We start from the raw sequence: 25,082 nt of genomic DNA, 5'->3' as shown, positions 1-25,082 counted from the left end.
GATGGCACTCTGGGAGCGACAATCGAAGCGTGTGGCGGCGGGGTGGATGGGGTTCTGCGCACTGATGCTCGCCGCGATCCTAATTCCCTTCTTCCTCTTCGGCGAGGATCTGGAGGTGGCCGCCCGCCGCCTACTTGATACGAGTCCACCTGACTGGCAGGTGGCGCTCGTGCTGGGCGCGCTGTTGGCTGGCGACATCGTTCTGCCAGTTCCCTCTAGTCTCGTTAACACCGCTACTGGCGCGCTGCTGGGCTTCTGGCGCGGGACTGCCGTCTCTTGGGCCGGGATGATGGTGGCGAGCGGGCTGGGCTATCAGCTCGGAGCTAGAGCCGGTGAGTCCGCTCTGCGGCGCATGGTCGGCGAGTCCGAGGTAGCCCGCCTAGCCTGCATGGCCGAGCGCTATGGCCACTGGTTCCTGGTCGCCTTCCGGGCCGTGCCTGTGCTGGCCGAGGCCTCTGTTGTCTTCGCTGGTGTCAGCCGCATGTCGCGGCGGGGTTTCCTACTCGCGACTGCGCTTGCCAATCTCGGCATTTCCGCGACCTACGCTGCGGTGGGCGCCTCCGCCATGCGGTCCAGTTCCTTCCTGCGGCTCTTCGCGGGAGTGGTGCTGCTGCCCGGCCTCATCTTGTGGCTCGTCCACTCCCGCAGGCGTCGTAACTGCTCGCCAGACTCCGTCGTGACGAGAGAGGAAGACACATGTGAGCCTGATCCATTTTAGAGCACCTAACTTAACTTGCAGTAACCGTTCACCGACTCAGGCCGCGTTTACGAGCTGAAGCGCCTGCGGTGTCGGCAACAGCGAGGGGGTTGAATGGCCCCGTCGATGCGCTTTCAAGGTGTCGGTCAGGAACTGAGCCTGCCCCAGTTTAGTGGACATACCCCATAAGTCGGCTACACGGGAGGTAGTGTCCATGGAACGAAGGAAGAGGCGGAGTTTCACCCCGGAGTTCAGGGCCGAGGCGGTCCGGTTGGTGCGCGAGGGCAGCAAGAACCTGCCCCAGGTGGCCAAGGACTTGGACCTGACCGAGTCGGCGCTGCGCAACTGGGTGCGCGAGGCCGATGGAGCAGAGGGCAAAAACCCGGCAGCAGGGGCGTTGACGGGTGGCGAGCGGGAAGAGCTGGTGCGGCTGCGCAAGGAGAATCGCCAGCTGACGATGGAGCGTGACTTCTTAAAAAAAGCAGCGGCCTTCTTCGCGAAGGAGGGCTCGACGTGAAGTTCGAGTGCTGCATTCAGCGCAGAAGGCCCTCTTTCCCGTGGACTTCATGTGCCAGCAGTTGGGCGTGTCGCGCTCGGGCTACTACGCCTGGAAGGAGCGCCCGGAGTGCGAGAGGCACAAGGAGGACCGAGCCCTGGCCCAAGTCGTGACAGCGGTGCACTAGGACAGCCGCGGCACGTACGGGAGCCCCCGCGTGCATGCCGAGCTGCGTGCTCGGGGGCAGCGCGTGAGCCGCAAGCGCGTGGCGCGCCTCATGGGCGAGCAGGGTCTGGCCGCGCGCAGGCGACGTCGCTTCGTGTGCACGACGGACTCACGCCACAACCAGCCCGTGGCCCCCAATGTCCTCGAGCGCCACTTCTCACCCGGCCAGCCCAACCGCACCTGGGTCACGGACATTACCTACGTCTGGACGAGGCAGGGCTGGCTCTACCTGGCCGTGGTGCTCGACCTCTTCTCGCGCAAGGTGGTGGGCTGGTCCATGAGTGAGCACATTGACCGGCACCTGGTGCTCAACGCTCTGGACATGGCACTCCAGGGCCGCCAACCGCCGCGAGGACTGCTGCACCACTCGGACCGGGGAGCCAGTACTCCAGCGAGGACTACCAGAAGGCGCTGGCTGCTCGTGGCATCCAGTGCAGCATGTCGCGCAAGGGCAACTGCTGGGACAACGCCGTGGCCGAGAGCTTCTTCAGCAGTCTGAAGATGGAGCTCGTTCACGACGCCGACTTCGCCACGCACGAGCAGGCTCGCACGGCGCTCTTCGAATACATCGAGGTCTTCTACAATCGCCAGAGGCGGCACTCATCACTGGGCTATGTCAGCCCAGTGGATTTTGAGCTTGCGGCCTTACCGCAAAAGTTGGCAGCATAACCCTACTATCCACGTAACCGGGGCAAGCCCAGAGAACCCCGGGCGCCATCAGGCGACCCGGGGTTTTCTTTTTCGCCCGAGGCCGCCACGGGCAGCCGGGCGAGCTGGCCGCGTTCGTGACGCTGCACCTGGAGCCTGGCCTCCCCTGCTCATCAGCCATCACCACCCGCGACTCCCAGCGCAGGGGAAGGTCACCAGTGGATTCCCGCGCTCGTCCTCGTGTGATGGCCAACGCGCCTGCCTCGCGGACGGATGGGGCGCGCCAGGCCCTTCCTGTACACGCCGCGGTGCTTTACTCACCGGAGGAACATGTCTTGAGCGCATGTCGAGTGCGGATTCTCTGCGCAGTAACCACGGGGCTCCTGGCAGGTGTGGCACGAGCCGAGCTCCCCACCAAGCAATCCAACGTGGGAGACAGCATGTCCCAAGGCGCACTCGCGGATGGGTGGCCCGCGGACCGCCCGGAGCTGAGCTGGGTGCAGGGCACCTCCAGCAGCGTCTACTCCATCTTCATGCGGTATCAGGAACTCGTCCCCTCCTTCACCCAGCAGCCCGAGTCCGTCTCGGGCGCGGAGATGGTCGGCGGGAGCAACAACTTCGCGGTCCAGGCGTCACGGGTCTGCGCGCAGGAGGAGAAGCCCCAGCATGTCCCCGTGCTCCTGGGCTCCAACGACGTGTGCAACCGGTCGAGGTCCTCCAGCTCGGATGCCGCCGCGAACCTGTACTCGCTCGACACCTGGGTGAACGCGCTGCGCGCGGGGCTGGATCAGCTGGCGGCATGCCTCCCGCCGGGCGCGACGGTGCACGTGCTGAGCGTGCCTCGGGTGGATTTCCTCTACGCCGCCGGGACTGCCAAGAGCCCGCATTGCCCCTACATCATCTGGCCCGCCGTGGGCATCTGCCGCATCGTCACCGCGGAGAAGAGCGGCGCCCGGCGAGCGCAGATCGGCGCCCGCATCAATGAGTACAACGCGGCGATCCGCGCCGAGGTCGAGCTCTACGAGGCCAACGCCGACGGCCGCAACCCGCGAGGCGTGCACTTCGTGGCGGACTGGCAGGGCTCCATCGAAGAGGGCTTCCAGAACACCTCGGTGGGCACGTACGTCTTCCGCGCGTCGGACATCAACGGCACCGACTGCTTCCACGCCAGCGTGCCGGCGCAGCGAAAGCTGGCGTGCGCGGTCTGGGCCACCAACCCGAACGGCGCGGGCTCCGTCGGGGAGTGTTTCGAGTAACGGCATCCAACCTTGGGGGGAATCATCATGAAGAGCTCGTCTGTGTTGTTGTGGGGAATGGCCGTGGTGACGCTCGCTGGTTGCTCCACCGAAACGCTTCCTCCGGAGAGAGCCGCCGGGGAGCTGCCGAGCACGGGGGTGAGCGAGTCGGAGCTCTCGGGCCTGCTGGCGCCGGAGCCGGGCGCCGCGGCGGCGGCGTATGAGGCGCGCACCGCCCGCTATCGCCTCTTCGGAGTCCAACTCAGTCCCGTCCGAACCGAGTCCTTCGCGACGCTGGCGGACACGTCGACCTGGGAGACGCGCAACCTGCATGTGGGGGAGCTGCTGGGCCGCAACCTCCAGGTGACAGCCATCACCTCCGCGGGGATCCAACTGAAGGGGCCCGAGGGCTCCCGACTGCTCCCGGTGGGCCGGGAGGTGTCCTTGCGTGTCATCCGCCACCGCTTCGACACGGCCGCCGTCCACGAGGGCCGGCTCCGCTGGAAGGTGAAAGGCAGCGTGGTGTCGCAGCTGCGCGGCCAGTACGGCCTGGGCGCAAAGGCGGAGCCCGTGACGGTGTTTCCGCGGCCCGCCATCCGGCTCACCCATGTTCAGGAGAACGGAGTCTTCGCACGGCTCGGCCTCCACGAGGGAGATCTGCTCTTCCGCATGAATGGAGAGCCGCTCGCCCCTGACCAGCTGGGAGCCCTGGCCGATCGACTGTCCACACCCGGCGGCACGGTGAACCTCCAGGTGTACCGCGAGGCCTCCTTCCAGACCCTCACGTTCACGGTGGACCGCCCATGAGCTCCGTGAACCGGCGACACTTCCTCCGGTGGTCCATGTTCGGGGGTGGAGCGCTCGCGCTGGGCCCGGCCTTCTGGCGGCGCGCCTATGCCTCTCCAGCCGAGCCCGGTCCCAGCCCCTACGGGCCCCTGTCCGACACACCCGACGGCAACGGCCTCCTGCTGCCCGCGGGCTTCAGCTCGCGGCTCCTCGCGCGTACGGGCGATCACGTCCCGGGGACGAGCTACCCCTGGCACTTGAACCCGGACGGCGGCGCCTGCTTCGCCACGCCCGAGGGAGGCTGGGTGTACACCTCCAACAGCGAGTTCATCCCCGGCGGGGCCTCGGCGATTCGCTTCAACGGGAACGGAGACATCGTCGACGCCTACCGCATCCTCTCCAATACCCTGGCGAACTGCTCGGGCGGCCCCACGCCCTGGGGCACCTGGCTGTCCTGCGAGGAGTTCGAAGGAGGCCGCGTCTTCGAGTGCGATCCGCTGCGACCCTCGCAGGGCGTGAGCCGTCCAGCCCTGGGCACGTTCACCCACGAGGCGGTCGCGGTCGATCCGGATGGCCATCGCCTCTACCTGACGGAGGACCGGACCAACGGGCGCTTCTACCGCTTCACGCCCTCCTCATGGCCCTCGCTATCGGGAGGCATCCTGGAGGCGGCCCGCTTCCGCTCGAATCCCCTCACGGGCGGCCCGGTGAGCTGGGTGCGGGTCTCCGAGCGGCTGCCCGCCGCCCTGCAGCCCACCGCGTTCCTGACCACGGCGTTCAACGGAGGCGAGGGGTGCTGGTACGACTCGGGCATCGTCTACTTCACCACCAAGGGTGACAACCGCGTCTGGACCTACACCGTGGCCAGCTCGCGCCTGGAGGTCCTCTACGACGATGACCTCTACCCGGACGCGCCGCTGACCGGCGTGGACAACGTGGTGGTCTCCCGGTCGGGCGATCTCTACGTGGTCGAGGATGGAGGGGATCTCCAGCTGGGCCTCATTACCCCGGAGCGCGTGGTATCGCCCTTCCTTCAGGTGTTGGGCCAGGGGGGCTCGGAGCTCACGGGCCCCGCCTTCAGCCCGGATGGCCAGCGGCTCTACTTCAGTTCGCAGCGGGGGAACAACGGGCTGGGTCTCACTTATGAGGTGACGGGCCCCTTCCGCTGACAGCCCTCCTGCCCCGGTGCGCGGCCCTCGGGCGGCACCGGGGCGTGGAAGCTCCGACGCCTCATGAAACCAGAGAGACCCAAGAGCGTCCTTTGCTGGGCGCTTCATGGGGGGTCATGTCTTCTCAAAGGGGTGGTTCTGAGGTGCCGAGCCCGCCGGGTCCCGGCGATTGAAACCCGCTTCCGCCGCATGGTAGGACGCGGGGGGCCGCTCGCTCCCGACCGAACACCATGGAATCCCCCGGAGCTGGACGACCTCGTCGGCGGTTGGCTCGAATCATCGCAGGCGTGCTCCTGCTGCTCGTCGCGACCCTCGCGCTGGTGCTGGTCACGGCGCTGGTCGCGCTGCACAGCCTCGATCGCCCCTGGCTGAAACAGCGCATCGTCTCCAGGGTGGAATCGGCCACTGGCCTGCGGCTGGACTACCAGACAGCCCAGGTCGCCGTGCTCTCGGGTCTGCGCCTGGAGGGGCTGGTGGTGCGTACCCCCTCGCCGTTTCAGGGCGTCGCGCCCGAGCTGCTGCGCGTCGGCACCCTGGAGGCGCGATGGTCGCTCGGCTCGCTGTTGAGCGGGACCACCCTGGTCGAGCGGGTGGCGGTGCGGGACGTGGCCTTGGTCCTGGTCGCCGACGAGGCCGGGTCCACGTCTCTCACGGGCTTGATGGGGCCGGAAGTCCCCGAGCCGCCGCCCGTCGAAGCACCTCTCGGAGCCTCTCAGCGGGTCGCCGCCCTCCTGGCCTCGGCGCCACCCATCGGGAAGGTCGAAGTGTCGGGCGTGTCGTTGAGTTACGTCCGCGTTCGGAACGGTGAAGTGATTGAGCGCTGGTCCTTGCGTGGGCTCGCGGCCACGGTCGAAGCGAAGCCCCAGGACGATGGATGGAAGGTCTTCGCGCGAACAGGCCAGAGCGGTACGCCGCTTCCATTGGAGTTGAGCCGTGAAGGCCCGGCCATTCCATGGGCCCTGGCCCAACTGGAGCTGACCCTCTCGGCGGAGGCAGGGGCATCGGCCGCTCGCGCGCGAGTGGAGCTCGATGTCGCGCGGCAGACCTTCGATCCGCGGCTCACGGTCCGCTCCCTGCTGCACGGCACGGCCTCCGCGAAGTTCGATGCCGAGAAGCGGCACATCGCCCTCGAGCTGGACCGCACCCAGCTGACCGACAGCGCCGAAGTGCAAGCCCAGCTGGTGCTTCCGGATGCCGCGGCGGTCCCGCCCGTCGTGACGCGGGCCCTGGCGGATGTTGATCTCGGACGGCTGCTGCAACGGTTCCCCGCCGAGTGGCGTCCGTTCTCCATCGAGCGCGGCAAGGTGCATCTGGATGCCCACGAGGTCACGCTCAGCGCCATGCCGCGGCTGGGAGCCCAAGGCAAACTCGGGCTGGACATCGACGTCGCGGCGCTCCAGGTCGCTCGAGACGATCTTCAGGTGGCACTCGGCGGTGGACGCGTCTCCTTGGTGGCGACCCCTGAGCCCAAAGAGGGCCTGGCCGCTCAACTCGTCTTCGCGCTCGAGGGGCTCGAGGTCGGAGGACCCACCTCGCTTCGTGTTCCGAAGGCCCACGGCGAACTGAAGGGTCACCAACTGCGGCCAGACCCCGCCTCGCCCATCAAGGTCGCGGGGGATGTGGCCCTGTCCGGAATGGTGGATGCACTGGACGTCCGTGCCTCCGGGCTCCGTGCGACCGCTGAACGTTTGGGATTTCATCTCCATGCCCCCTTGGCGGGTGAGCCGCCCTTCGCACTGAAAGCGGACGTGCCCGTGGGGGCACTCCAGGTGGTCATGGCGGATGGCCGTGAGGTGCTGAAGGGCCCCGTGCACGTGAAGCTCAACGTGTCGGAGGCGTTCCCTCGGTTGGACGAGCCGCGGCTCGGTCGGGCCCGTGCCCGTCTGGAGCTCGACGTTGGCACGCTGCACGCGTCGATGGATGCCACCAAGGGGACCGACGAGGTGGCGTACACCTTGGCCGTCCAGACCCCGGACCTCGCCGCCGCCCGGCCCTTCATCCCCGAGTCGATCGCCGCACGCGTTCCCTGGAATCACCTGGCCGTGAACCTGGCCTCCACGGGCAAGCTGGCGGCGCTCTTTTCCTCCTCGCCACGGTTGGAGCACCGAACGGAGCTGCGTCTGCAGCGGCCGGGATGGGACGACGTGTCGGCCAGCAACCTCGCCGTCGAGATGCGTTCGCGAGGAGATTCCTGGCGGCACAAGGGCGAACTGGATCTTCGAATCGAGGGGCTGCGCGTCGGTGAGAACGACGCGGGTTCTCAGCACCAGAGCCTGACGCTGGAGCTCGATCGCCGAAAGCCGTCGCTCCGGCTGGGGCTCACCAGCCACGAGGGGCTGAAGATCGCACTCGATGCCGCACTGGCGTTCGACCGGAAAGCCCGCGCGCTTCGCTGCGATATCAAGGGCGACCTTCCGCCCCTCGGTGCGCTGTCGCCTCTCCTGGCCAAGGCCCGGGTCCCCGCGGAGCTGGATCCCTCGCGGCTCGCGCTGAACGTCGAGCTGCATGGGACGCTGCTCGGCGTGCTCACGGACATCGCCGCTGACGGAACCCCGAGCCTGGTCTCCGCCCCGCTGCGGACCGCCAGCTTCGAGGGAAATGCGGTGGTGGACGCGCGCGGCATCCGCTGGAGACAGGAGGGCCAGTCGATCAACCTCCCCGCGCTGCATTGGCGGGTCGAGTCGCGCGCCGAGGGCCCACGGCGAATCGTCCACAGCAACCTGTCGGTGGAAAAACTCGCCGTGGGCATGGGTGATCGCCGGCTGTCATTCGCTGATGTGTCCAGCGACACCACCGCCACCATCCCCGAGAAGTGGGAAGCGGACGAAATCGAACTGAGACAACTCTTGAAGGTCCGCTCCCTCGAACAGAGGCCAGCGCTGCCCTATCCGGTTCAGGACCTGGAAGGGTCGTTCTCCGCTCGCCGTGAGCCCAATGGCGTCATTCACATCCCCGACCTGCAACTGTCCAACGCGGGGACGAGTACCCTGCTGAAAGCCAGGGGCCGGCTCGAGCTCGGTGACGACCGGCGCCGCCTGGCGGTCCGGGGGGAGCTGGAGCAGGACCTATCCAAGCTCGCGCAGGCTGGCGTCGTCGAGAGCAGCGGCAAGGTCACGGTCAACTTCCAGGTGGCTTCGCCCAACCTGGTGGTCTTCCGAACCCTCTCCGAGCTTCTCCTCCAGAACGTGAACCTGCGGCTGCCCGGATCGGGGATCGCGATCGAAAGGCTCGATGGCAACGTGCCGCTGACCGAGAACGTGGAATTCACCGAGGGCCGGGTGCGGCTGCTGAACGACATCGACGTGAATCCGTACTCGATGCTGCGTTTCGCGGACCAACACCCCTTGCTCTCGCGCAACGGCTTCATGTCGGTGGGCAGCATCACCACGCCGCTCATTTCCATCGCGCCCCTGGCCGGCAACCTGTCCATCAACCAGAACAGGGTGTCCTTGAGTCAGCTGGAGATGGGCGTCCGTGGTGGGCGTATCACCGGACAGTGCATGTTGGACTGGCAGGGAAAGTACTCCACCCTGGAGGCACACGTGCGGGCCACCGGCGTGAAGTCGTCCCGGGGCGAGCCCTTTGACGGAAATGCCGCCGTGGTCATCTCCGGCAAGGATCGCAGCGTCAACGGACGCGCGGAGATCCTGCGCATTGGCAACCGCCACCTGCTCGACCTGCTCGATCTCGAGGATCCGCACCACACGGATCACGCCACCAACCGCGTCCGCTACGCGTTGGGATTGGGCTACCCGGAGCACGTACGGGTGAACTTCAACCGCGGCTTCGGCCGCCTGAGCATCACCATGGGCGGTCTGGCCAGGCTGATCAGCATCGACGAGATCCGGGGCATCCCCATGGGCCCCATCGTCGACCGTGCCATCAATTCCTTGTCCCTGTCCCTGTCGGAGGCCACGCCATGAAACGCCGCGGGTTGCTGCTGCTCGCCGCCCTCGCCCTTGCCGGGTGCATCCGCGCCCCCGAGATCATCATGGTCGATCGCGCGACGGCGCTCGAGGAACAGGCCTCGGGCTCGTTCAAGGACGTGGAACGGCGTCTGGCTCGGGCGGGCATGAGCCCGACCCCGGTGCCGCTCACGCCCAACCAACTGGAGGAGCTGGGCATCCAACCCACGCCGTTGGTCGAGAACCTGGGCAGGACGCAGGCGGACCGCGTCGACGAGCTGCTGCGGCGCCACTGCGTGGGCGAGGGGAGGGACGGGTTGCTGGTGGACACCCGGAGCCGCTGCCAGTCCGGACGCCTGTCGGCGGATGACGCCGCCCTGGTGGATCGGGTGAACCGGGCCCGGCGGCATTTGTGGCAGTGGATGCGGACGGTCCGCCCCGGGGTGCCCGAGGAGTCGTTGCGCCGGAGCTGGCAACAGGTGCACGCGCAGGGGGTGATCTGCGGCGGCTGGGTGGAGTCCGAGGATGGCACCTGGGGAGAAAAGAAGTGCTGACGCCTCGTGGCCGGTGCTTCCTGGTCCTGGCCGTTCTCCTCGCGTGCAGCGCCTGGGCTCAGGACGATGAGAACGATGGAGGCTTGCGCAGGCCCTCACGGCTCACCGTGGGCATGGGGGATCAATTCCTGGGGCAGTTGGCGCCCGATGGGAACACGCTGATCTTCGTGTCCAACCGCAACATCGCGACCGAGATCTACGTTCAGGATCTGGAACAGGGCCGCGAGCGCCGCCTCTTCGACGAAGGCGCCGATGTGACCTGGCCGCGGGTCAGTCCCGATGGCAAACACCTGCTCTACATCTCGTTCCGCAACCAGGCCAGCGGCCAGCTGTGTGTGCGGGAACTGCCTGGCGCGGAGGGCCGCCGCTGCCTCGAGGAAGAGACCAGCGCGCTGCAGGCGGAGTGGATCGATGCCTCGCATATCGCGCTGGTGAACCGGGCGACCATCCAGGGCGATCTGCGCTTGTCGCGAGTCACGGTGGCGCGCGAGTTGAGCGCGAGTCCCCTGCTCGAGCGCAACCTGACCAGTCCCGCTCTCTCTCCTGATGGGCGCTGGCTGGTGTACGTCCCGGTCGAGCGCTCCGTGCAGCAGGTGGGCCCTGGCTTCGCCGCGCGCGCTTCGTCCCATCTGGAGGCACTTCGGCTGGATCACCCCGGCGCTGCCCCCATCCCGCTGGCGCTCGATCTTCCGGGACAGACCGGACAGCCGGTGTTCGCGCGGGATGGACGCTCGCTGTACGTGGTGCAGTTCTTCACCGACTCCAATGCGGATGGGGTGATCGACGCCAGCGACAGGGGAGTGCTGTTCCGGGTGCCTTTCGCCGCCGAGCGCGAGGACGCGCCCGGGTTGGCCGCCGCCTCCAGTCCGGAGCAGCTCACCAGTGTGTCCTGGAGCTGCGAGTACCCGGCGCCCGCGGCCGCATCACTCATCGCGACCTGTTCGCGCGATCAATCGCTGGATGTGTATCAATTGCCGCTGGATGGCCAGGTTCCCAGCACCTGGGACGTTCCTCGTCTCAGCGCGGAATTGAAAATGGTCGGCAGGCGCGCGGATCAACTCCTGCTCTACCACCAGCGCCTGCTGCGCGAAGTCCGGCCCAAGCTGCGCCGTCTGCTGATGATGCGCCTGAGCCAGCTCCACCTGGCCGCCGAGGACTTCGATGCGGCGGAGTTCTACGCCCGCCACATGCACCGGGTGGACGATCCCGCCACCGCGGGACTGTCGGAGCCGTTGCGGCTCCTCATCGACCACCGGCGTGCCATGAAGGAGAGCGAACGCGGCCGTATGGTGGACGAGCCGCTCGACGCCGAACGCAAACGCATGGCCGCGTTGGATCCCGCCGCCGCTCCCAGTGCACCCTCCGCCGTCTTCCAACACGTGGTGCGCAGTGAGCTGGCGGAGGCCGCCGGCGACTTCACGCTGGCGCGTCAGGAGTTGGAGTCAGCCCAGTTGACCGACACCACGCCGCGCGCGGTGCTGGAAGCCTATTACGAACGAGCGGACGCGCTGTACCGCGCGCTCGACGATCGGGAGGCCCTGGTCGAAGCCGGCCGCCGGCTCTCCATGAACAAGGTGTTTCCCGACGACGACCAGCTCGACTTCGCTCGCGCCGCCGTCCGCGCCCTGTACCGGGGACGCCCCTATGACGAGGCGGATGCCGCCATGGCCCGGGCACTCGCCTCGGCGCCCGCCGGCTCGGCCTATGCGTTCGCCTTGGAGCTGGGCCGGCACGTCAACGCGTTGCACGACGAGCGTCCCCCCCGCGCCGTCCGGGAGGCGTTGATCGCGTTCTACCGTCAGCAGAAGGAGCCCCTTCGCCGGCGCGTCCTGGTGCAGGACGCCGTCGAGCGCGCGGCGGGCCTCGGCGCCGATGGCGTGCTGGAGGCCTTGGCGACGGTCTACGTCGACGACGCCCCGCCTGGCACCGAGGAACGCCGCCAGGCCGAGCGGTTGTTTCGCCGCGCGCTGATGGGCCGCGCCTACCGCCGGTTGGGGAGGCAGCGCCTGGACGAAGCCCGTGCCGACTTCGATCTCGTGACTCAACGGACGGGCTCACTGGAGAGTGCAACCGAGTCCATGAGTCTGCGTTTGCGTGCCGGCGTCAGCCCCGAGGTGGTGGAGAAGGAAGTCACCACCACCTCCACGAGCATGGCCAGGCCGCTCGCGCACTTCGTGAAGGCCTACCTCACGGCGCGCCAGTTGCCCAAGCTGGAGGATGACCGCGCCCACGCTCGGGCGGTGCAGGCGGCCGTGAAGGAACTGCGTGCCTCGTGGCAGGAGCTCAAGAACCAACGCGAGGTGCATGCCCTCCTGGGTGCCATTCATCACGAGGACTTCCTCCGCGGTCGCGCTCCCGCCGCCGCCGAGCGTGCCAACCGGCACTACCTGATCGCCCTGGACCTGGTGCGCAACAACGTCCGCTATCGGGCGATGATCCTTGGCGCGTTGGGGCTGTTGCACACCCAGGTGGGCAACTTCCACATCGCCCTGGGCTATCTCGAGCAACGGGACAAGCTGCCCTACGTGGACAACGCGGCGGGGCTGGCGGTGTCCCTTTCCCGCGCCCGGGCGCTCCTGCACGTCGGCCGCGAGGAAGAGGCCGCCCAGGCGGCGGATCAGGCCCTGGCCATGGTGGACGCCACACCGAAGCTGGCCAGGTTCGTCCCCCTGGCACTGGATCGCGCGGCGCTCTACAACCTCGCCGCGGGCCGATTCGAGCGTGCGTTGGTGCTCTACGATCGCGAGCTGCCCACCGTGGAAACAGGCCCCAGCGACGCGGAGGGTCTGCGCAACCGGTTGGTGGTGCGGCTGGCCCGCTGCGCCGCGGAGTTGGGGGCGGATCAGCCTCAGCGGGCGTTGGAGGACCTGGACAGGGTCGAGCGCGACCTGGCGACCCCCGCCGTGCGAGCCTCGCTGAACCAGGCACACGCCACCCCCCAGCACGTTCAGCGCTCCTATCGCATCATCGCCGCGGGGCTGCGCGCCAATGCGGAGACCCGGCTCGGGCACCTGGACGCCGCCGCCCATGCACTCGAGCAGCGGCGCGTGCTGTTCCTGGAACAGTTCGCCGAGTCGGATCGCGATGAGGATCTCCGCGCGGTGACGCTGGCGGAGATGCGGCTGGCCGAGAATGCCGTGGATCGCCGGGATACGGCGCGGGCGGGCCGCTGGTTGGGCCTGGCGCTCGAGCACTCCGACACCCTGATCGAGCGCACCCACGCACCGGTCGATGCCGGTCAGCTCGACGTGCTCTGGTTCGCGGCGCAGCTGCACTCGGATGGGAACACGCGGGTGCCTTTCGATGTGCCCAAGCGTCTGGGCCAGGCACAACGCTCCCTCATCGATCAGCGTGATCCTTCCTGGCGCTCCTACCTGGCGTGGTTCGAGATCTATCTGGCCCTCAACGCGAACCCGCCCGCGGAGGTCCGGGACGCCCTGGTGCTGCCCGCACAGCCCTAGTCGACGGGCGTGAGCCCGCTCCGATCCATCGGATGCCCGGCCTGCGCCGCGCTCGGTGCGGTGAGCGCTTCCACGCTCACCGCCCGGCGCGGCTGTGTCCGCTACTCCTTCCGGAGTGGGTAGCAGAAGGTCTCCTCGCAGAGCGCCCGGGACTCTTCACACTGCGCCGCGGCCTCGTTGGTCGACGCGCGCGACATGCACCGCACGTAGAGCCAGCCACAGTCACTACACGCCTGAGCGCTGACTTCGGCGCTTTCAGCGGGGGCGGACCCGGTCTCCGTGTCACCCTCGATGCCACCACAGCCCGCCAACAGCCCCGCGACCAACATGATGCCCATGACAAAGGACTTCGCCTGCATGTGTGCCTCCTGGTGTGCCTTTCCGAGATGAAGGGCTTTCCCAGGATAGCGCGTTCAGGCGGTGCTGCGAATGCGCGGGGTAGAATCAAGGGTTGAAAGTCAGTCGTGAAGGAGAATGGCCATGGAGAAGATCAGTCCCTGCCTCTGGTTCGACGGACAGGCCGAGGAGGCCGCCCGTTTCTACGTGTCACTCGTGCCCGATAGCCGGATCGACGAGGTGGTGCGCTCGCCCGCGGACAACCCGGGCGGACGTGAGGGCAGCGTCCTGACGGTCGTGTTCACACTGGGCGGCCGGCGCTTCGTCGCGCTCAACGGCGGCCCGCACTTCAAGTTCAACGAGGCGGTGAGCTTCCAGATCCACTGCGAGGATCAGGCCGAGGTCGACCGGCTGACCCAGGCGTTGTCGGCGCATCCCGAGGACGAGCAGTGCGGCTGGGTGAAGGATCGGTTCGGCCTGTCGTGGCAGCTCGTTCCCCGCCGCCTGAGCGAACTGCTGAGCAGCCCGGATGCCGCGAAGGCCCGGCGCGCGATGGAGGCGATGCTGAAGATGAAGCGGATCGACATCGCCGCGGTCGAGCGCGCCGCGGCGGGCGGCGCCTGAAGAACCCGGCGGGAGTGCGCCCTGGGTGGACTCGTGTTCCGGCGTAACTGGCCGGAACTCTTCCGGTTTTTCAAGAATATTGGTTTTTAGGCTTAATCACGTTTTCAAGAATCGTAACGTTATGATAGGGAGGCCAGACAAACCCAGCTTCTGCGTTGAAAGGGGTGTTTGGATGCGTCGAGCAGCTTCTCGCTTGTTTCTGCTGTCTCTCGTGGGGGCCATCACTCCGGGCTGCGGGGGGGCTACCTCCGAGGGTGGGTTGGACGAGGCGCTCGGAGGACTCGTCGAGGCGCTCTCCGTCGATACCAGCAAGACGTACAACCTCGTCGGAGTGGGAAGCGACAAGTGCGTACAACCCAAGGGGGGGAGTACGGGCGCTGGGACCGACGCGGTGATCTCGACCTGCAGCGGGGGAGTGGCCCAGCAGTTCCAGTTCCTCGCGCAGTCGGGCGGCTACTACAGCATCAAGAATGTCTCCAGTGGCCTGTGTCTCGACGTCGCGGATGCCTCGACGAGCAGCGGCGCCCTGATCAAGCAGTGGTCCTGTTCGGGCGGGGCCTACCAGCAGTTCCTGATCGAGGACGCCGGCGGTGGGACGGTGAAGCTAGCGGCTCGTCACAGCGGCCTGGTGATTGACGTCATCGGCGGGTCGACGAGCAACGGCACGGGGCTCCAGCAATGGGGTTGGGGTGGGTCGACGAACCAGAAGTTCAAGCTGGTGGCCAGCGGCACGAGTGGGGGAGGCGACCCCTGCGCCATCTCCCTCTCCGACAAACCCGATGGCTTCGCCGCCCAGGCGGGTGGCACCACGGGTGGAGGGAATGCCACCCCCATCCAGGTCACGACGGCAAGTCAGCTCAAGCAGTACCTGGAGGATGGCCAGGCCCGCGTGCTCCATGTCATGAATGACCTGGACTTCAGGACCGCGGCGCGCACCGTGTCGGGATGCGAGAAGAAGGCGTCCTGTGACTCCATGGGCAAGGCCATCAAGGAGTTCCGGGTGTCGAGCACCTGCAACTCGGACGAGGTGACGGCCACCCGGACGCGCAACGAGACCACCATCAACGTCAAGTCGAACAAGACGGTGATCGGCATGGGCGATGGTGCCACCCTTTACGGGGCGTCGTTCAACCTTGGGAACCAGGAGAATTTGATCTTCCGCAATCTCGACATCCGCGACGTGAACCCCGGCCTCATCGAGGCGGGAGACGGGTTCACCATCACCTCGTCGAAGCACGTGTGGATCGACCACTGCTCGATCTCGCTCATCAGCGATGGCTATCTCGACGTTGGCACCACGGCCTCCGAGACCAGCGTCCATCCCGATTACATCACGCTCTCGTGGACCTACATCAATGGGAGAAATCCCTACCAGTGTGGTGGTCAGCACAGCTTCGTGAACTTCGCCAATAACGCCAAGATGACCTGGCACCACAACTGGTACGACACCAGCTCGGGGCGAAACCCGAAGCTCGGTGGCGCGCTGATGCAGGCCCACCTCTACAACAACTACTGGCTCAACACGTCCTACTTCTGCATCACCGCCGCGGAGAACGCGCAAGCGCGCGTCGAAAGCAACTACTTCGAGAACGCGAGCAAGCCGCACTGGCTCCAGGCTCCGGGCGCGATCGCGATCGACAGCGGGAACGTCTACACCGGCAAGTCGACGTCCACCTCCCGGGATGTCGGTGGCAGCGTGTTCTCGGTCCCCTACGCGTACACCAAGGACAGTGGCACGGCCGCGAAGGATCGCGTCAAGGCGTGCTCTGGGCCGCGGCGGATTCAGTAGTCGCGCTCACGGGTTGGAGGCAGGGGAGGTCAGCTCGACCTTCCCTGCACGGCGATGGCTAGGAACGCTTGATCGCGGCTTCGAGATTCGTGAGAACCTCGAGCTGGCCCAACAGAATGGTCGCGGCGGTGTAGCAGTGGAACGACTGGACCTTGCCGTCCTTCAAGTGAAAGACGTCACAGCAGGGCGCGTGGATTTCCTTGCCTGTCGCGGGAATCGTTCCAACAGGCAGCTCCAGCGGCCCCCGATGCGTGCCGTTCAATGACAGTTCCACCACAACGACATCACCGGTGACATAGAACTTGTCGAGCGCCCGGTGCATGTCGGGAAATGCCGTCGCGTAGATCTCCACCGTGCGGCCAATCTCCTGGCCACGATATTTCCGGCCAGCGGACACATCGTAGAAGTAGCCATCCTCCGCGAACAACGACACGAACTTCTCGACGTCCTGGACCTCCGCCGCCTCGTAGAGCGCGCGGATCACCTGCTCGTTTCTGGTCATTGCCATTCTCCTCGTCAGTCGTTGACGAATGCCTTGCTGAGGTGCCGCAGAAGTACCGGCACGCCCCTCTTCACGAAATAGAAAAGCCTGCAACTCATCGTTGCAGGCTTGTCGGGCATTCGCGCGGGCGGGCTACCGCCCGAAGAACGACACCTGCTGGAATCGCAGCCCGGCCAGGATCTGCTCCACCCGGGCGTCGGACAGCGACCCGATCCGTTCACCCAGGCGGGCCTTGTCGACCGAGGAGATCTGCGACACGACCACGACGCTCTGCTTGGGAAGGTTCCCCTCGCCCACCTCGAGCAGGACATTCCCCGGCTCGTTCGCCCGGTGCAGGTTCGACGTCAACGCACACACGACCACGGTCGTGATGCGCGAGTGGTTGAAGACGTCGTCCTGAACCACCACGTGGGGATGGGAGTAGCTCGGGACAGGTCCTCGCGAGTCATCCGGCCCTATCCAGAACACGTCACCGCGGTTGATCCTCGCCGCGCGTGTGCCCGTGGGTTGCTCTGGGTTCGTCTTCATGTCGCGCTCGCGGGTGGGGCCGGAGGTGGAGGGCGGGGCTCCCGGGGCAGGTGCAGGACGAAGGTCGCGCCGAGGCCCTCTCCCGGACTGTGCGCCGAGACGTGGCCTCCGTGCAGCTCGACGAGGTGGTGCACGATGGCCAGTCCCAGCCCGAGTCCTCCGTGGGCCCGGCGGCTGCTGCCGTCCTGTTGGCGGAAGCGCTCGAAGATGTGGGGCAGGAAGCTCGGGGAGATGCCGATGCCGGTGTCCGCCACCCGCAGCTCCACCTCGCCGTCGAGGGGGCGCAACTGGACGGTGACGCGGCCTCCCCGGGGCGTGAACTTGATGGCGTTGTTCACCAGGTTCCACACCACCTGTTGAATCCGCGCGGCGTCGCCTCGCATGGGCAGGGGCTCCGCGCCGGTCTCCAGCTCCAGGGTCACGCCCTTGGTGTCGGCGAGCTGCCGTGTGGACTCGAGCGCGGCCTCCACCACGGCCTTCATGTCCAACGTCCCGGGCTCCAGGTGGAGCTTGCCGGTGATGATGCGCGAGATGTCCAGCAGGTCCTCGATGACCTGCGCCTGGATGCGGGCGTTGCGCTCCACCGTCTCCAGGGCCCGGCCGCGCTTCTCCTCGGGCAGGCGTCCGGAGCGCAGCAGTTGGATCCACCCGAGCATCGCCGTCAGCGGCGTGCGCAGCTCGTGGGACACGGTGGCGAGGAAGTCATCCTTGAGCCGGTTGGCCTCCTCGGCCGCCGCGTGGGCGGTCTGCACGCGCCGCAGCAGCTCCAGGCGCTCCTGGGCGGCGCGCCGTTGCTCGTCGATGTCGGTACACGAACCAATCCACCGCGCGATGCTTCCGTCCGCGGCTCGCGCCGGCTGGGCCCGGGCGAGGAACCACCGCCATGCCCCATCGCGGGCCCGGCGCATCCGCATCTCGGTCTCGTACGGCTCGCCGCTCTCCAGTGCCCGCCGCCATTGCTCCAGCGCGTGCGGCAGGTCCTCCGGGTGAACCACGAGCGTCCAGTTGTACCCGAGCGACTCCGCCATGGAGAGACCGGTGTACTCGTGCCAGGGCCGGTTGACGAACTCGCAGGCGCCGTCGGCCCGGGACATCCAGGCGAGGTGGGGAAGCGTGTCGATCAGCAGCTGGAATTGCCGTGCCTGCTCCGCCCGGGCCTCCTCGGCCCGCTTGCGCACGGTGAGGTCATGCACCACCAGCGCCGCGCCCACGATGCGCCCCTCGGCGAGGATGGGGGCGTTGGAGCAGAGGACGGGGATGAACGAGCCATCCCGGTGGATGAAGAGATCCTCGTGATCCCTCAGGGTCCGCCCCTCGGTCATCACCAGCCCGAGGCGGCACATGTGCATGGGGAACGGCGTCCCATCCGGATGGTGGTGGTGGAGGAGATCGTGAAGGACCCGCCCGAGCATCTCCTCCCGGGTCCAGCCGAACATCCGCTCGGCCGCCGGGTTGAGGTAGGTGACATGCCCCTTGTCGTCCATCAGGTAGAACGCCTCGGCGGCATGGCTGGCGAGCAGATGAAGGAGCTGATTCTCGTCCACCTGGGGGAAGCCGGAGGAGGCGCTCATCGCATCTCCTGGAGGAGACGCGGACCGGAGGGGGACCTGGAAGTTGCTCGCGCTGAAGAGGTGAGGCCGGCCATCTGCACCCCGTAACAGCGCCCCGACCACGGGCTGTCCCGGTGGCGTTGAAGGAGGAAGCGCTGGAAGGAGCGCTCGTATAGCAGGGTGCTGGCACGAACGTCATGCGAGTGGGTGCCGTGGTGCTCCCCCGGAGGGCGCGGACACGCGAGGACTACGCAGCGGTTTGCCGCCCCTCGTGCATCCTCCGCGGCGCGTCCGGGGCGGAACGGGCCCGCTTCTCCGGAGTGCTCGCCAGCCAGACCCCCCAGAGCGTCACGGCGATGAAGAGGAGGGAAAGGCCGAGGTTGATGGGGATGCCCATCTGGCGCAGCTCGTCGGTGGCATAGACGTCGGTGCCGGGGATGAACCAGGCGACGAGCAGGCCCGGCCAGAAGGTGAGGGGCGCGAGCGCCGCGAGCCACGCCTTGGCTTTGTCCAGGGGCCCGGCGAGCGCGCCGAGCGAGGCGAGCGACACCAGGACCAGCGTGGTGAACTGCATTCCGATGTGGAAGCGGGCATGGCCCGGCCACCGCGGATTGAACAGGTGGGTGGAGTTGAACACGTCGGCGATGGCGACCACGAGGACCGTCGCGACGATGGTGAACCCGAGGAGGGCCTTGGTGAGCCGGGTCCGGGTCGAGGCCTGGGGGGCGGTGGGGAAGACCGGCATCTCAGGGCCGGTCGCGGGGGGAGGCGTCATGGTCCTGGATATAGAAGGCGAGGCCTTGGACCAACAGAGGTGCCTCTGGAACAGCGGTGTCCATGGAATGAAACAATGGAGCGGCGCGCTGGTTGGACGGCACGCGGGCCGGGTCGATGGAGATGTCTTCAGGCCCGTGGCTGGGCCGGGGGGGAGGGCAACTCCAGGATGAATGTGGCTCCGTGTCCGCTCCCCTCGCTGTGGACGGTCAAGGACCCGCCCATCTCCTGTGCCGCCAGGGCACTGGCGTGCAGGCCGAAGCCGTGCCCGTGCGTGTGCGAGGTGACGCCAGGCTGGAAGAGGCGGGGGCGCAGCTCCGGGGCGATTCCCATCCCATTGTCATGGATGCCGATGCGGACACGGTTCGTGGAGGACTGCTCCAACGTCACCCTCAGGCGCCGTTCGCCCGGTGCCACCGTGTCCAGGGCGTACCTGGCATTGGAGACCAGGTTGACGAGGATCATCAGCGTCTTGTGCTTGTCCGTCATCACGGGGGGCAGCGACACCAGGTTGCGCACCACCTTCACCTGATGACGCGTCAGCCCGGCCGAGTTGATGCGCAAGGCGTCCTCCACCAGCAGCGCCAGGTCGACGGGCTCGTGCAGCCGGGGCAGGCGGGCGTAGTTCTGCTGCACCTTGACGATGTCACCGATGTGCTCGGTGTAGCGGCTCACGTCATCCATCAGCGAGACGATCTCCGCGCGATCCTCGCGCAGGTTCTCCCCCAGCTTGTCCAGGAAGGGCATCAGGTGCTGCCCGCGCGCGTCCCCGGTCAGGAAGGTGGTGAGGTCGGACTGGTGCTCCTCGAGCATCCGGGCCACCCGGCCCACGTGCTCCACTCGCATCCCCGCCGTCCGATCCCTGGCGAGCTGGACCGAGGTGTAGACGCTGTTGAGCACGTTGCCCACGTTGTGCAGCACGTTGGTGGCGATCTCCGCCATGCCCGCCCGCCGGGCCGTCTGTATCCACTGCGCGTGGACTTCCTCGAGCTCATGGGTGCGCGCCTCCACCCGCTGCTCCAACCCTTCATGGGCCTGGCGCAGGGCTCCCTCCCGGCGCTGGACCCCGTCGGCCATATGCTGGAAGGCGCGGGCCAGTTGTCCCAGCTCATCTTGGCGAGCGGTGTCCAACGCCACCTGGAAGTCGCCGGTCGCCACCTTGCCGGTGGCCCGGGTCAGCTTCTCCAGGGGATGGGAGATCTGCCGTTGGAGCACCCGGTTCATGATGACCAGCTCCAGCAGCAGCGACAGGAGGCCGATCAGCAGCACATAGCGTGCCGCGGCGAAGGCGGGCCGCGACACCATGCTCTCGGGCAACACCGTGACGAGGTACCAGCCGGGACCCTTCAGCCGCATCACCGCGACGTACTCGCCGTACTCCGGCACCGCCAGGAGGGTCTGACCGGGCTCGCGGTTCTTCACCCGCTCGAAGATGCCGCGCAGATGGGCCGCGCTCTCCTTGGAGCCGAGGCGATGGGCCTCGGCCCCGGGCTGCTCGGCGGCGCTCAGGATGTTGTAGGGGGTGGTGGCGCCCTCCACCCTCTGCTCGGGGTGGGCGATGAGCTGGCCGTCCTCGCGGAAGATGATGTTGTAGGCACCGGGCAGGTGGTCGTTGACGGTGCGGTGCATGAACTCGTCGAGCAGGACATCGTTGCCGATCGACGCGACATGGTGACCGTCCATGTCCAGTGGTGTCGAGACCGAGGCCATCCAGACATTGGAGACGGTCTCCAGATAGATGCCCGTCCAGATGGTCTGCCTCTGGGGGTTGTTCTCGGGCAGGGTGAGCGTGTAGTCCTCGTAGTCGGTGATCGAGAAGTCCGGTCTGATCTGCTGGGCCCAGGTGGGAGCCCACGGCCAGAAGCCCACGATCCCCCCCTCCGTCAGGTTGATGTAGGTCGTGGTGAACCGGACGCCGATGGCTGGCCCGTACCGGGTGAGCACGTCATACGCGGCCATGAACCGGGTGCGGAATCCATCATCGATGACCACGTTCGGGGAGATGAAGCCCTGCACCTGCCTCTTTCCGTCGAAGAGTTCGGGTCTGTTGCGGACCGTGCCATCGGGCCGCCGCGCGAACAGGCTCTCGAAGCGGGCGCTCACGTCTTCCCGCTCGAGCACCCGGATCCGCTCCTCCAGGGCCTTCTTGAGGAAGGCGTGGTTGTCCTCCGCCAGCACGAAGAGGGTCTGCTCCCGCTCACTGCGCTCCGCGACATGCTGCTGCAACTGCGCGAGTGCCTTGGTGCGCACGGTGTGAAGCATGTGCAGGTAGCTGAAGAGCGTGCACAGGGCGATGATGACCCCGATGCGCACCCCCATCTTCAGGAGCGTTGATCGGGCCAGCGGGACTCGGGGGCTGGACGATGGAGACATGGGGGCTCGCTGGGCCGGTGACCCGCGGGCACCATATCGCGGGAATGCGCTTCGTTGAGCCAGCGAGGGAGCGAGGGGCACGGCGCTGGCCCGCGACGTCGCGTGGAAGGGCCGTATGATCTGGCGGGTCGGCTTGACACGGCTTACAGCGTGGGCCAGGAGAGCCCGATGAAGACCATGAAAGCGATCGTCCAACCCGCCTACGGTTCGGTCGAGGTGCTCCGGTTCGAGGAGGTGGAGCGGCCGGTGTTGGGTGACGGCGAGGTGCGGGTCCGGGTGCATGCGGCCGCGGTGTGCCAGGGCGATGTGCACCTGCTCACCGGCACGCCGTATCTGGTCCGTCTGGTGTTCGGTCTGCTGCGGCCCAAGCGCCGCATCGCGGGGCAGGAGCTGGCCGGGACGGTGGAGGAAGTGGGCCCCCACGTCACCACGCTCAAACCCGGAGACGAGGTCTACGGCCAGGTGCCGGGAGGCGCCTTCGCCGAATACGTGTGCGCGCCCGCGGACCTGTTCGCGCCCAAACCCGCCAATCTGACTTTCGAGCAGGCGGCGGCGGTGCCCATTTCAGCAATGACCGCGCTGCAGGGGCTGCGCGACGCCGGGCAGCTCAAACCGGGGCAGAAGGTCCTGATCAACGGCGCCTCGGGAGGCGTGGGCACCTTCGCGGTGCAGATCGCCAGGGCGTTGGGCGCGGAGGTGACCGCGGTCTGCAGCACGCGCCACGTCGACAAGGTCCGCTCGCTCGGAGCCCATCGGGTGATTGACTACACCCGCGAGGATTTCACGCGGGGCCCGGAGCGCTACGACGTGATGCTCGATCTGGTGGGCAACCGCCCGGTCTCCGGCTGCCGGGCGGTGCTCGAGCCCAAGGGGGTGTTCGTCTCCTCCGCTGGCTCTCCGGGCGGAAACTGGATCGGGCCCGTCGTCTGGATGCTCGGAGTGATGCTGGCGGGAATGTTCGGCAGCCAGAGGATGACGTCGCTGATGGCCATGCCGCGGCGGGAAGATCTGCTCTTCCTCCGGTCGCTCATCGAAGCCGGAAAGGTGACTCCGGTGATCGAGCGGCGGTACGCGCTGCGCGAGACCGCCGCGGCGATGAGTCACGTGGCCGAGGGGCACGCGCAAGGCAAGACGGTGATATTTGTCTGAAGCCACCCGGGGGCGATTGCCTGGCGCCCCGGGCGTTTTTGAAATTGCGGCGTCCAGGAAGTGGAACAATGGATCAGCTCATCGATTTCGAGGGCATGGCGCTCTTCGTGAAGGTCGTGGAGCACGGCTCACTCAGTGCGGCGGGCCGCGCGGTCGGCATACCCAAGGCGACGGTGAGCCGTCAGCTCGCGCTCCTGGAGCAGCGGCTCGGCGCGCCGTTGCTGCACCGCTCCACGCGCGCACTGAGTCTGACCGATGTGGGCCGGCGCTACTTCACACGCATCCGCCCCATCGTCCGCGATGCCGAGCTGGCCCAGGTCGAGGTGATGGCGGGCCACGCCGCGCCTTCCGGTCTGCTGCGCGTGTCCGCGACGGTGGCCTATGGCCAGTTGGTGATCGCGCCGAGGTTGTTCCGGTTTCTCGAGCGCCATTCCGCCGTGAACATCGATCTGCGCCTGAGTGACGAGCGGGTCAACCTGGTGGCGGGGGGCTATGATCTCGCCATTCGCATGGGCGTGCTGGATGACAGTGAGCTGATCAGCCGGAAGCTCGACACGGTGCCCATGGTGCTCGTCGCCGCTCCCGCCTATGTGGATGTCCACGGAATGCCGCGGCGAGCCGAGGACTTGAGCCGTCATCGGGCGATCGTCACGCGCATCGACATCGATCACTGGAACATCGGCGAGGAAACGGTCCGCATCGTCTGGCGCATGAGCACGGGCAACATGTTCGTCACCCGCGATGCCGTGCGGGCCGGGCTGGGAATCGCCCTGGTGCCGTTGTTCCTGGTCTCGCACGAACTCGACCAGGGAGCTCTCCTGCGGCTCCTGCCGGACCAACCCCTGCCGGAGACACAGGTGAACGCGGTCTACGCGCGCTCGGTGACGCCCTCGCTGGCGCTGAAGGCGCTGCTCGACAGCCTGCAGCCGGAGCCTTGAGGCCTCCCCGCCACCTCGCCACGGCTCCCTGGAGGAGCGAATCCTCCCGGGCGAGGGGGCGGCGGCGTCAGGCGAAGTGGTGGCCGGGCAGACCCATCTGCGTGCGGCCGAGGCTGGTGAGCGCGTCCCCGCGGCTGAGGACCATGTGCATCGAGGCCGCGTTCACGTCGCGCCACAGCGCCTGCATGGCGGACGTCTCGAACAGGGACATGGCCCCCGAGTCGAGGAACAACTGGTTCGTCAGCTCGGCGCAGGTGCGCGTGATGAAGGCCCGCTGGCCGAACATCCGCGCGCGCTCCTCCTCGCTCGGCACCAGGCGCCCGGCCTCGGCGGCATCCCACGCGTCGCGGACATACTGCAGCAGGAGCGCCCGCGCGGCGTCCCACTTGACGGTGGCATCGGCGAGCGTCATCTGCGAGTACGGGGCCTCCTTCGCCGCCGTGTGCTCGTAGGCGCGCACGCGCTTCTTCGTCCAGGCCGCGTACTCCTCCAGGACCCGCTGCGCCGCGCCGAGCGCCGGGTAGCACAGTTGGATGGCCGCCATCGCCATGAAGGGCAGCTTGTACAGCGTGCCGGGCTCGCTCACCTCACCCTGCGGCTTGCCGTCGGCGGCGAAGCGCGCCAGGGCGAAGATGCGGTGCAGCGGCACGAACACGCGCTCGAGCTTGATCTCGTTGCTCGCGGTGCCGCGCAGGCCGACCGTGTGCCAGGTGTCCTCGATCTTCAGCTTGTCCGCCGGGACGAACATCACGAGCGGCTCGGGCTCCGTCCGGCCGGGCAGCTTCGCGACGACGGCCAGACCGGCCCACGAGCACCACTCCACGCCGCTGACGAACTTCCAGTGACCGGACAGCAGGAAGCCCCCGTCGACGGGCTCCGCCTGGCCGGCGGGAACCAGCGAGTCGACGATCAGCCCCGGCTTGGAGTCACGGACCTCCTGCTGGAAGCGCTCGGACATGAACGACAGGTACCACTGGTGCCCGACCGTCAGGCCGTAGAGCCAGCCGAGCGCCGCCGACCCACGCGACAGCTCCCGTCCGACCTCGACGAGCGTCAGCGGGTGCCCCTCGAGGCCGCCCATTCGCCTCGAGGTCCCGAGCCGCAGCAGGCCCGAGTCGAACAGCGCGTCGATGACCACGCGGGGAAGCCGACGGGTGGCCTCGGTTTCCTCCCGATGCTTCCAGGCGAGGTCGGCGAGCCCCCGGGCACGCATCATCAACTCCGCCTCGGTGAAATCGTCGCTTTGAACAGCCGTTCCCTGTCTAGACATGGCATTCATCCGTGATGGACACGCGGTGTGACACTGCGTGCGCATGTAGTGCCATACGTGGGTTGCTGTCAAT

18 protein-coding genes and 1 pseudogene are annotated in these 25,082 nt (G+C 67.5%); 12 read left to right on the top strand and 7 right to left on the bottom strand.

Features of this window, described 5'->3' with window-relative positions; all coding sequences use genetic code 11:
* The first annotated feature begins 1 nt into the window (after nt 1).
* The 8 genes and pseudogenes from F0U63_RS37635 to F0U63_RS37600 all read left to right on the top strand — a co-directional run bounded on the left by F0U63_RS37635 (nt 2) and on the right by F0U63_RS37600 (nt 13,176).
* Nucleotides 2–718: a TVP38/TMEM64 family protein gene (locus F0U63_RS37635; RefSeq protein ID WP_395837818.1), complete on the top strand. Its 717-nt coding sequence runs from the start codon at nt 2–4 to the stop codon at nt 716–718.
* 193 nt (nt 719–911) lie between these two features.
* Nucleotides 912–2,087: pseudogene (locus F0U63_RS37630) on the top strand (IS3 family transposase).
* 419 nt (nt 2,088–2,506) lie between these two features.
* Nucleotides 2,507–3,322, top strand: a complete 816-nt coding sequence (locus F0U63_RS37625) for an SGNH/GDSL hydrolase family protein (RefSeq protein ID WP_395837816.1) — start codon at nt 2,507–2,509, stop codon at nt 3,320–3,322.
* 27 nt (nt 3,323–3,349) lie between these two features.
* Complete coding sequence (locus tag F0U63_RS37620; RefSeq protein ID WP_395837814.1) at nt 3,350–4,108, top strand: hypothetical protein; 759 nt, start codon at nt 3,350–3,352, stop codon at nt 4,106–4,108.
* A complete protein-coding gene (locus F0U63_RS37615; RefSeq protein ID WP_395837812.1) occupies nt 4,105–5,256 on the top strand; it encodes an alkaline phosphatase PhoX in 1,152 nt (383 codons plus the stop codon). Before F0U63_RS37620 ends, F0U63_RS37615 begins: the two co-directional genes overlap by 4 nt.
* 230 nt (nt 5,257–5,486) lie before the next feature.
* Nucleotides 5,487–9,179: a hypothetical protein gene (locus F0U63_RS37610; RefSeq protein ID WP_395837810.1), complete on the top strand. Its 3,693-nt coding sequence runs from the start codon at nt 5,487–5,489 to the stop codon at nt 9,177–9,179.
* The gene (locus tag F0U63_RS37605; RefSeq protein WP_395837808.1) at nt 9,176–9,715 is read left to right on the top strand and encodes a DUF1318 domain-containing protein; all 540 of its coding nucleotides are present in this window, start codon (nt 9,176–9,178) and stop codon (nt 9,713–9,715) included. Before F0U63_RS37610 ends, F0U63_RS37605 begins: the two co-directional genes overlap by 4 nt.
* Nucleotides 9,709–13,176: a hypothetical protein gene (locus tag F0U63_RS37600; protein ID WP_395837806.1), complete on the top strand. Its 3,468-nt coding sequence runs from the start codon at nt 9,709–9,711 to the stop codon at nt 13,174–13,176. Before F0U63_RS37605 ends, F0U63_RS37600 begins: the two co-directional genes overlap by 7 nt.
* 101 nt (nt 13,177–13,277) lie before the next feature.
* Here the strand turns inward: F0U63_RS37600 and F0U63_RS37595 are convergent, their stop codons facing one another.
* The gene (locus tag F0U63_RS37595) at nt 13,278–13,535 is read right to left on the bottom strand and encodes a hypothetical protein (RefSeq protein WP_395837804.1); all 258 of its coding nucleotides are present in this window, start codon (nt 13,533–13,535) and stop codon (nt 13,278–13,280) included.
* A 121-nt stretch (nt 13,536–13,656) separates the two neighbouring features.
* On the opposite strand from F0U63_RS37595, the gene F0U63_RS37590 reads away from it, so the two are divergent.
* Both F0U63_RS37590 and F0U63_RS37585 read left to right on the top strand, forming a co-directional pair.
* Entirely contained in the window at nt 13,657–14,136 is a 480-nt protein-coding gene (locus F0U63_RS37590; RefSeq protein ID WP_395837802.1) for a VOC family protein, read from the top strand.
* 193 nt (nt 14,137–14,329) lie between these two features.
* Complete coding sequence (locus F0U63_RS37585; RefSeq protein WP_395837800.1) at nt 14,330–15,925, top strand: RICIN domain-containing protein; 1,596 nt, start codon at nt 14,330–14,332, stop codon at nt 15,923–15,925.
* 58 nt (nt 15,926–15,983) lie between these two features.
* Here the strand turns inward: F0U63_RS37585 and F0U63_RS37580 are convergent, their stop codons facing one another.
* The 5 genes from F0U63_RS37580 to F0U63_RS37560 all read right to left on the bottom strand — a co-directional run bounded on the left by F0U63_RS37580 (nt 15,984) and on the right by F0U63_RS37560 (nt 21,652).
* Nucleotides 15,984–16,427, bottom strand: coding sequence for a nuclear transport factor 2 family protein (locus F0U63_RS37580; RefSeq protein WP_395837798.1), 444 nt, complete (start codon nt 16,425–16,427; stop codon nt 15,984–15,986).
* 132 nt (nt 16,428–16,559) lie between these two features.
* Nucleotides 16,560–16,955 carry a type II toxin-antitoxin system PemK/MazF family toxin gene (locus F0U63_RS37575; RefSeq protein ID WP_395837796.1) on the bottom strand — a complete coding sequence of 132 codons (396 nt, stop codon included), beginning with the start codon at nt 16,953–16,955 and terminating at the stop codon, nt 16,560–16,562.
* Nucleotides 16,952–18,526 carry a PAS domain S-box protein gene (locus tag F0U63_RS37570; protein WP_395837794.1) on the bottom strand — a complete coding sequence of 525 codons (1,575 nt, stop codon included), beginning with the start codon at nt 18,524–18,526 and terminating at the stop codon, nt 16,952–16,954. Before F0U63_RS37570 ends, F0U63_RS37575 begins: the two co-directional genes overlap by 4 nt.
* 226 nt (nt 18,527–18,752) lie before the next feature.
* A complete protein-coding gene (locus tag F0U63_RS37565) occupies nt 18,753–19,280 on the bottom strand; it encodes a hypothetical protein (RefSeq protein WP_395837792.1) in 528 nt (175 codons plus the stop codon).
* 128 nt (nt 19,281–19,408) lie between these two features.
* A complete protein-coding gene (locus F0U63_RS37560) occupies nt 19,409–21,652 on the bottom strand; it encodes an ATP-binding protein (protein ID WP_395837790.1) in 2,244 nt (747 codons plus the stop codon).
* Nucleotides 21,653–21,820: 168 nt separating this feature from the next.
* On the opposite strand from F0U63_RS37560, the gene F0U63_RS37555 reads away from it, so the two are divergent.
* On the top strand, nt 21,821–22,801 hold the full coding sequence (locus F0U63_RS37555; protein ID WP_395837788.1) for an NAD(P)-dependent alcohol dehydrogenase: 981 nt from the start codon (nt 21,821–21,823) through the stop codon (nt 22,799–22,801).
* A 68-nt stretch (nt 22,802–22,869) separates the two neighbouring features.
* Nucleotides 22,870–23,739, top strand: a complete 870-nt coding sequence (locus F0U63_RS37550; protein WP_395837786.1) for a LysR family transcriptional regulator — start codon at nt 22,870–22,872, stop codon at nt 23,737–23,739.
* A gap of 67 nt (nt 23,740–23,806) precedes the next feature.
* Here the strand turns inward: F0U63_RS37550 and F0U63_RS37545 are convergent, their stop codons facing one another.
* Nucleotides 23,807–25,009, bottom strand: coding sequence for an acyl-CoA dehydrogenase family protein (locus F0U63_RS37545; protein WP_395837784.1), 1,203 nt, complete (start codon nt 25,007–25,009; stop codon nt 23,807–23,809).
* Nucleotides 25,010–25,082 lie beyond the last annotated feature (73 nt).

Source organism: Cystobacter fuscus (assembly GCF_044360685.1).
Lineage (GTDB): Bacteria > Myxococcota > Myxococcia > Myxococcales > Myxococcaceae > Cystobacter > Cystobacter fuscus_C.
Note: the sequence above shows the minus strand (reverse complement) of the source record. Positions and strands in the feature narration are given on the sequence as shown.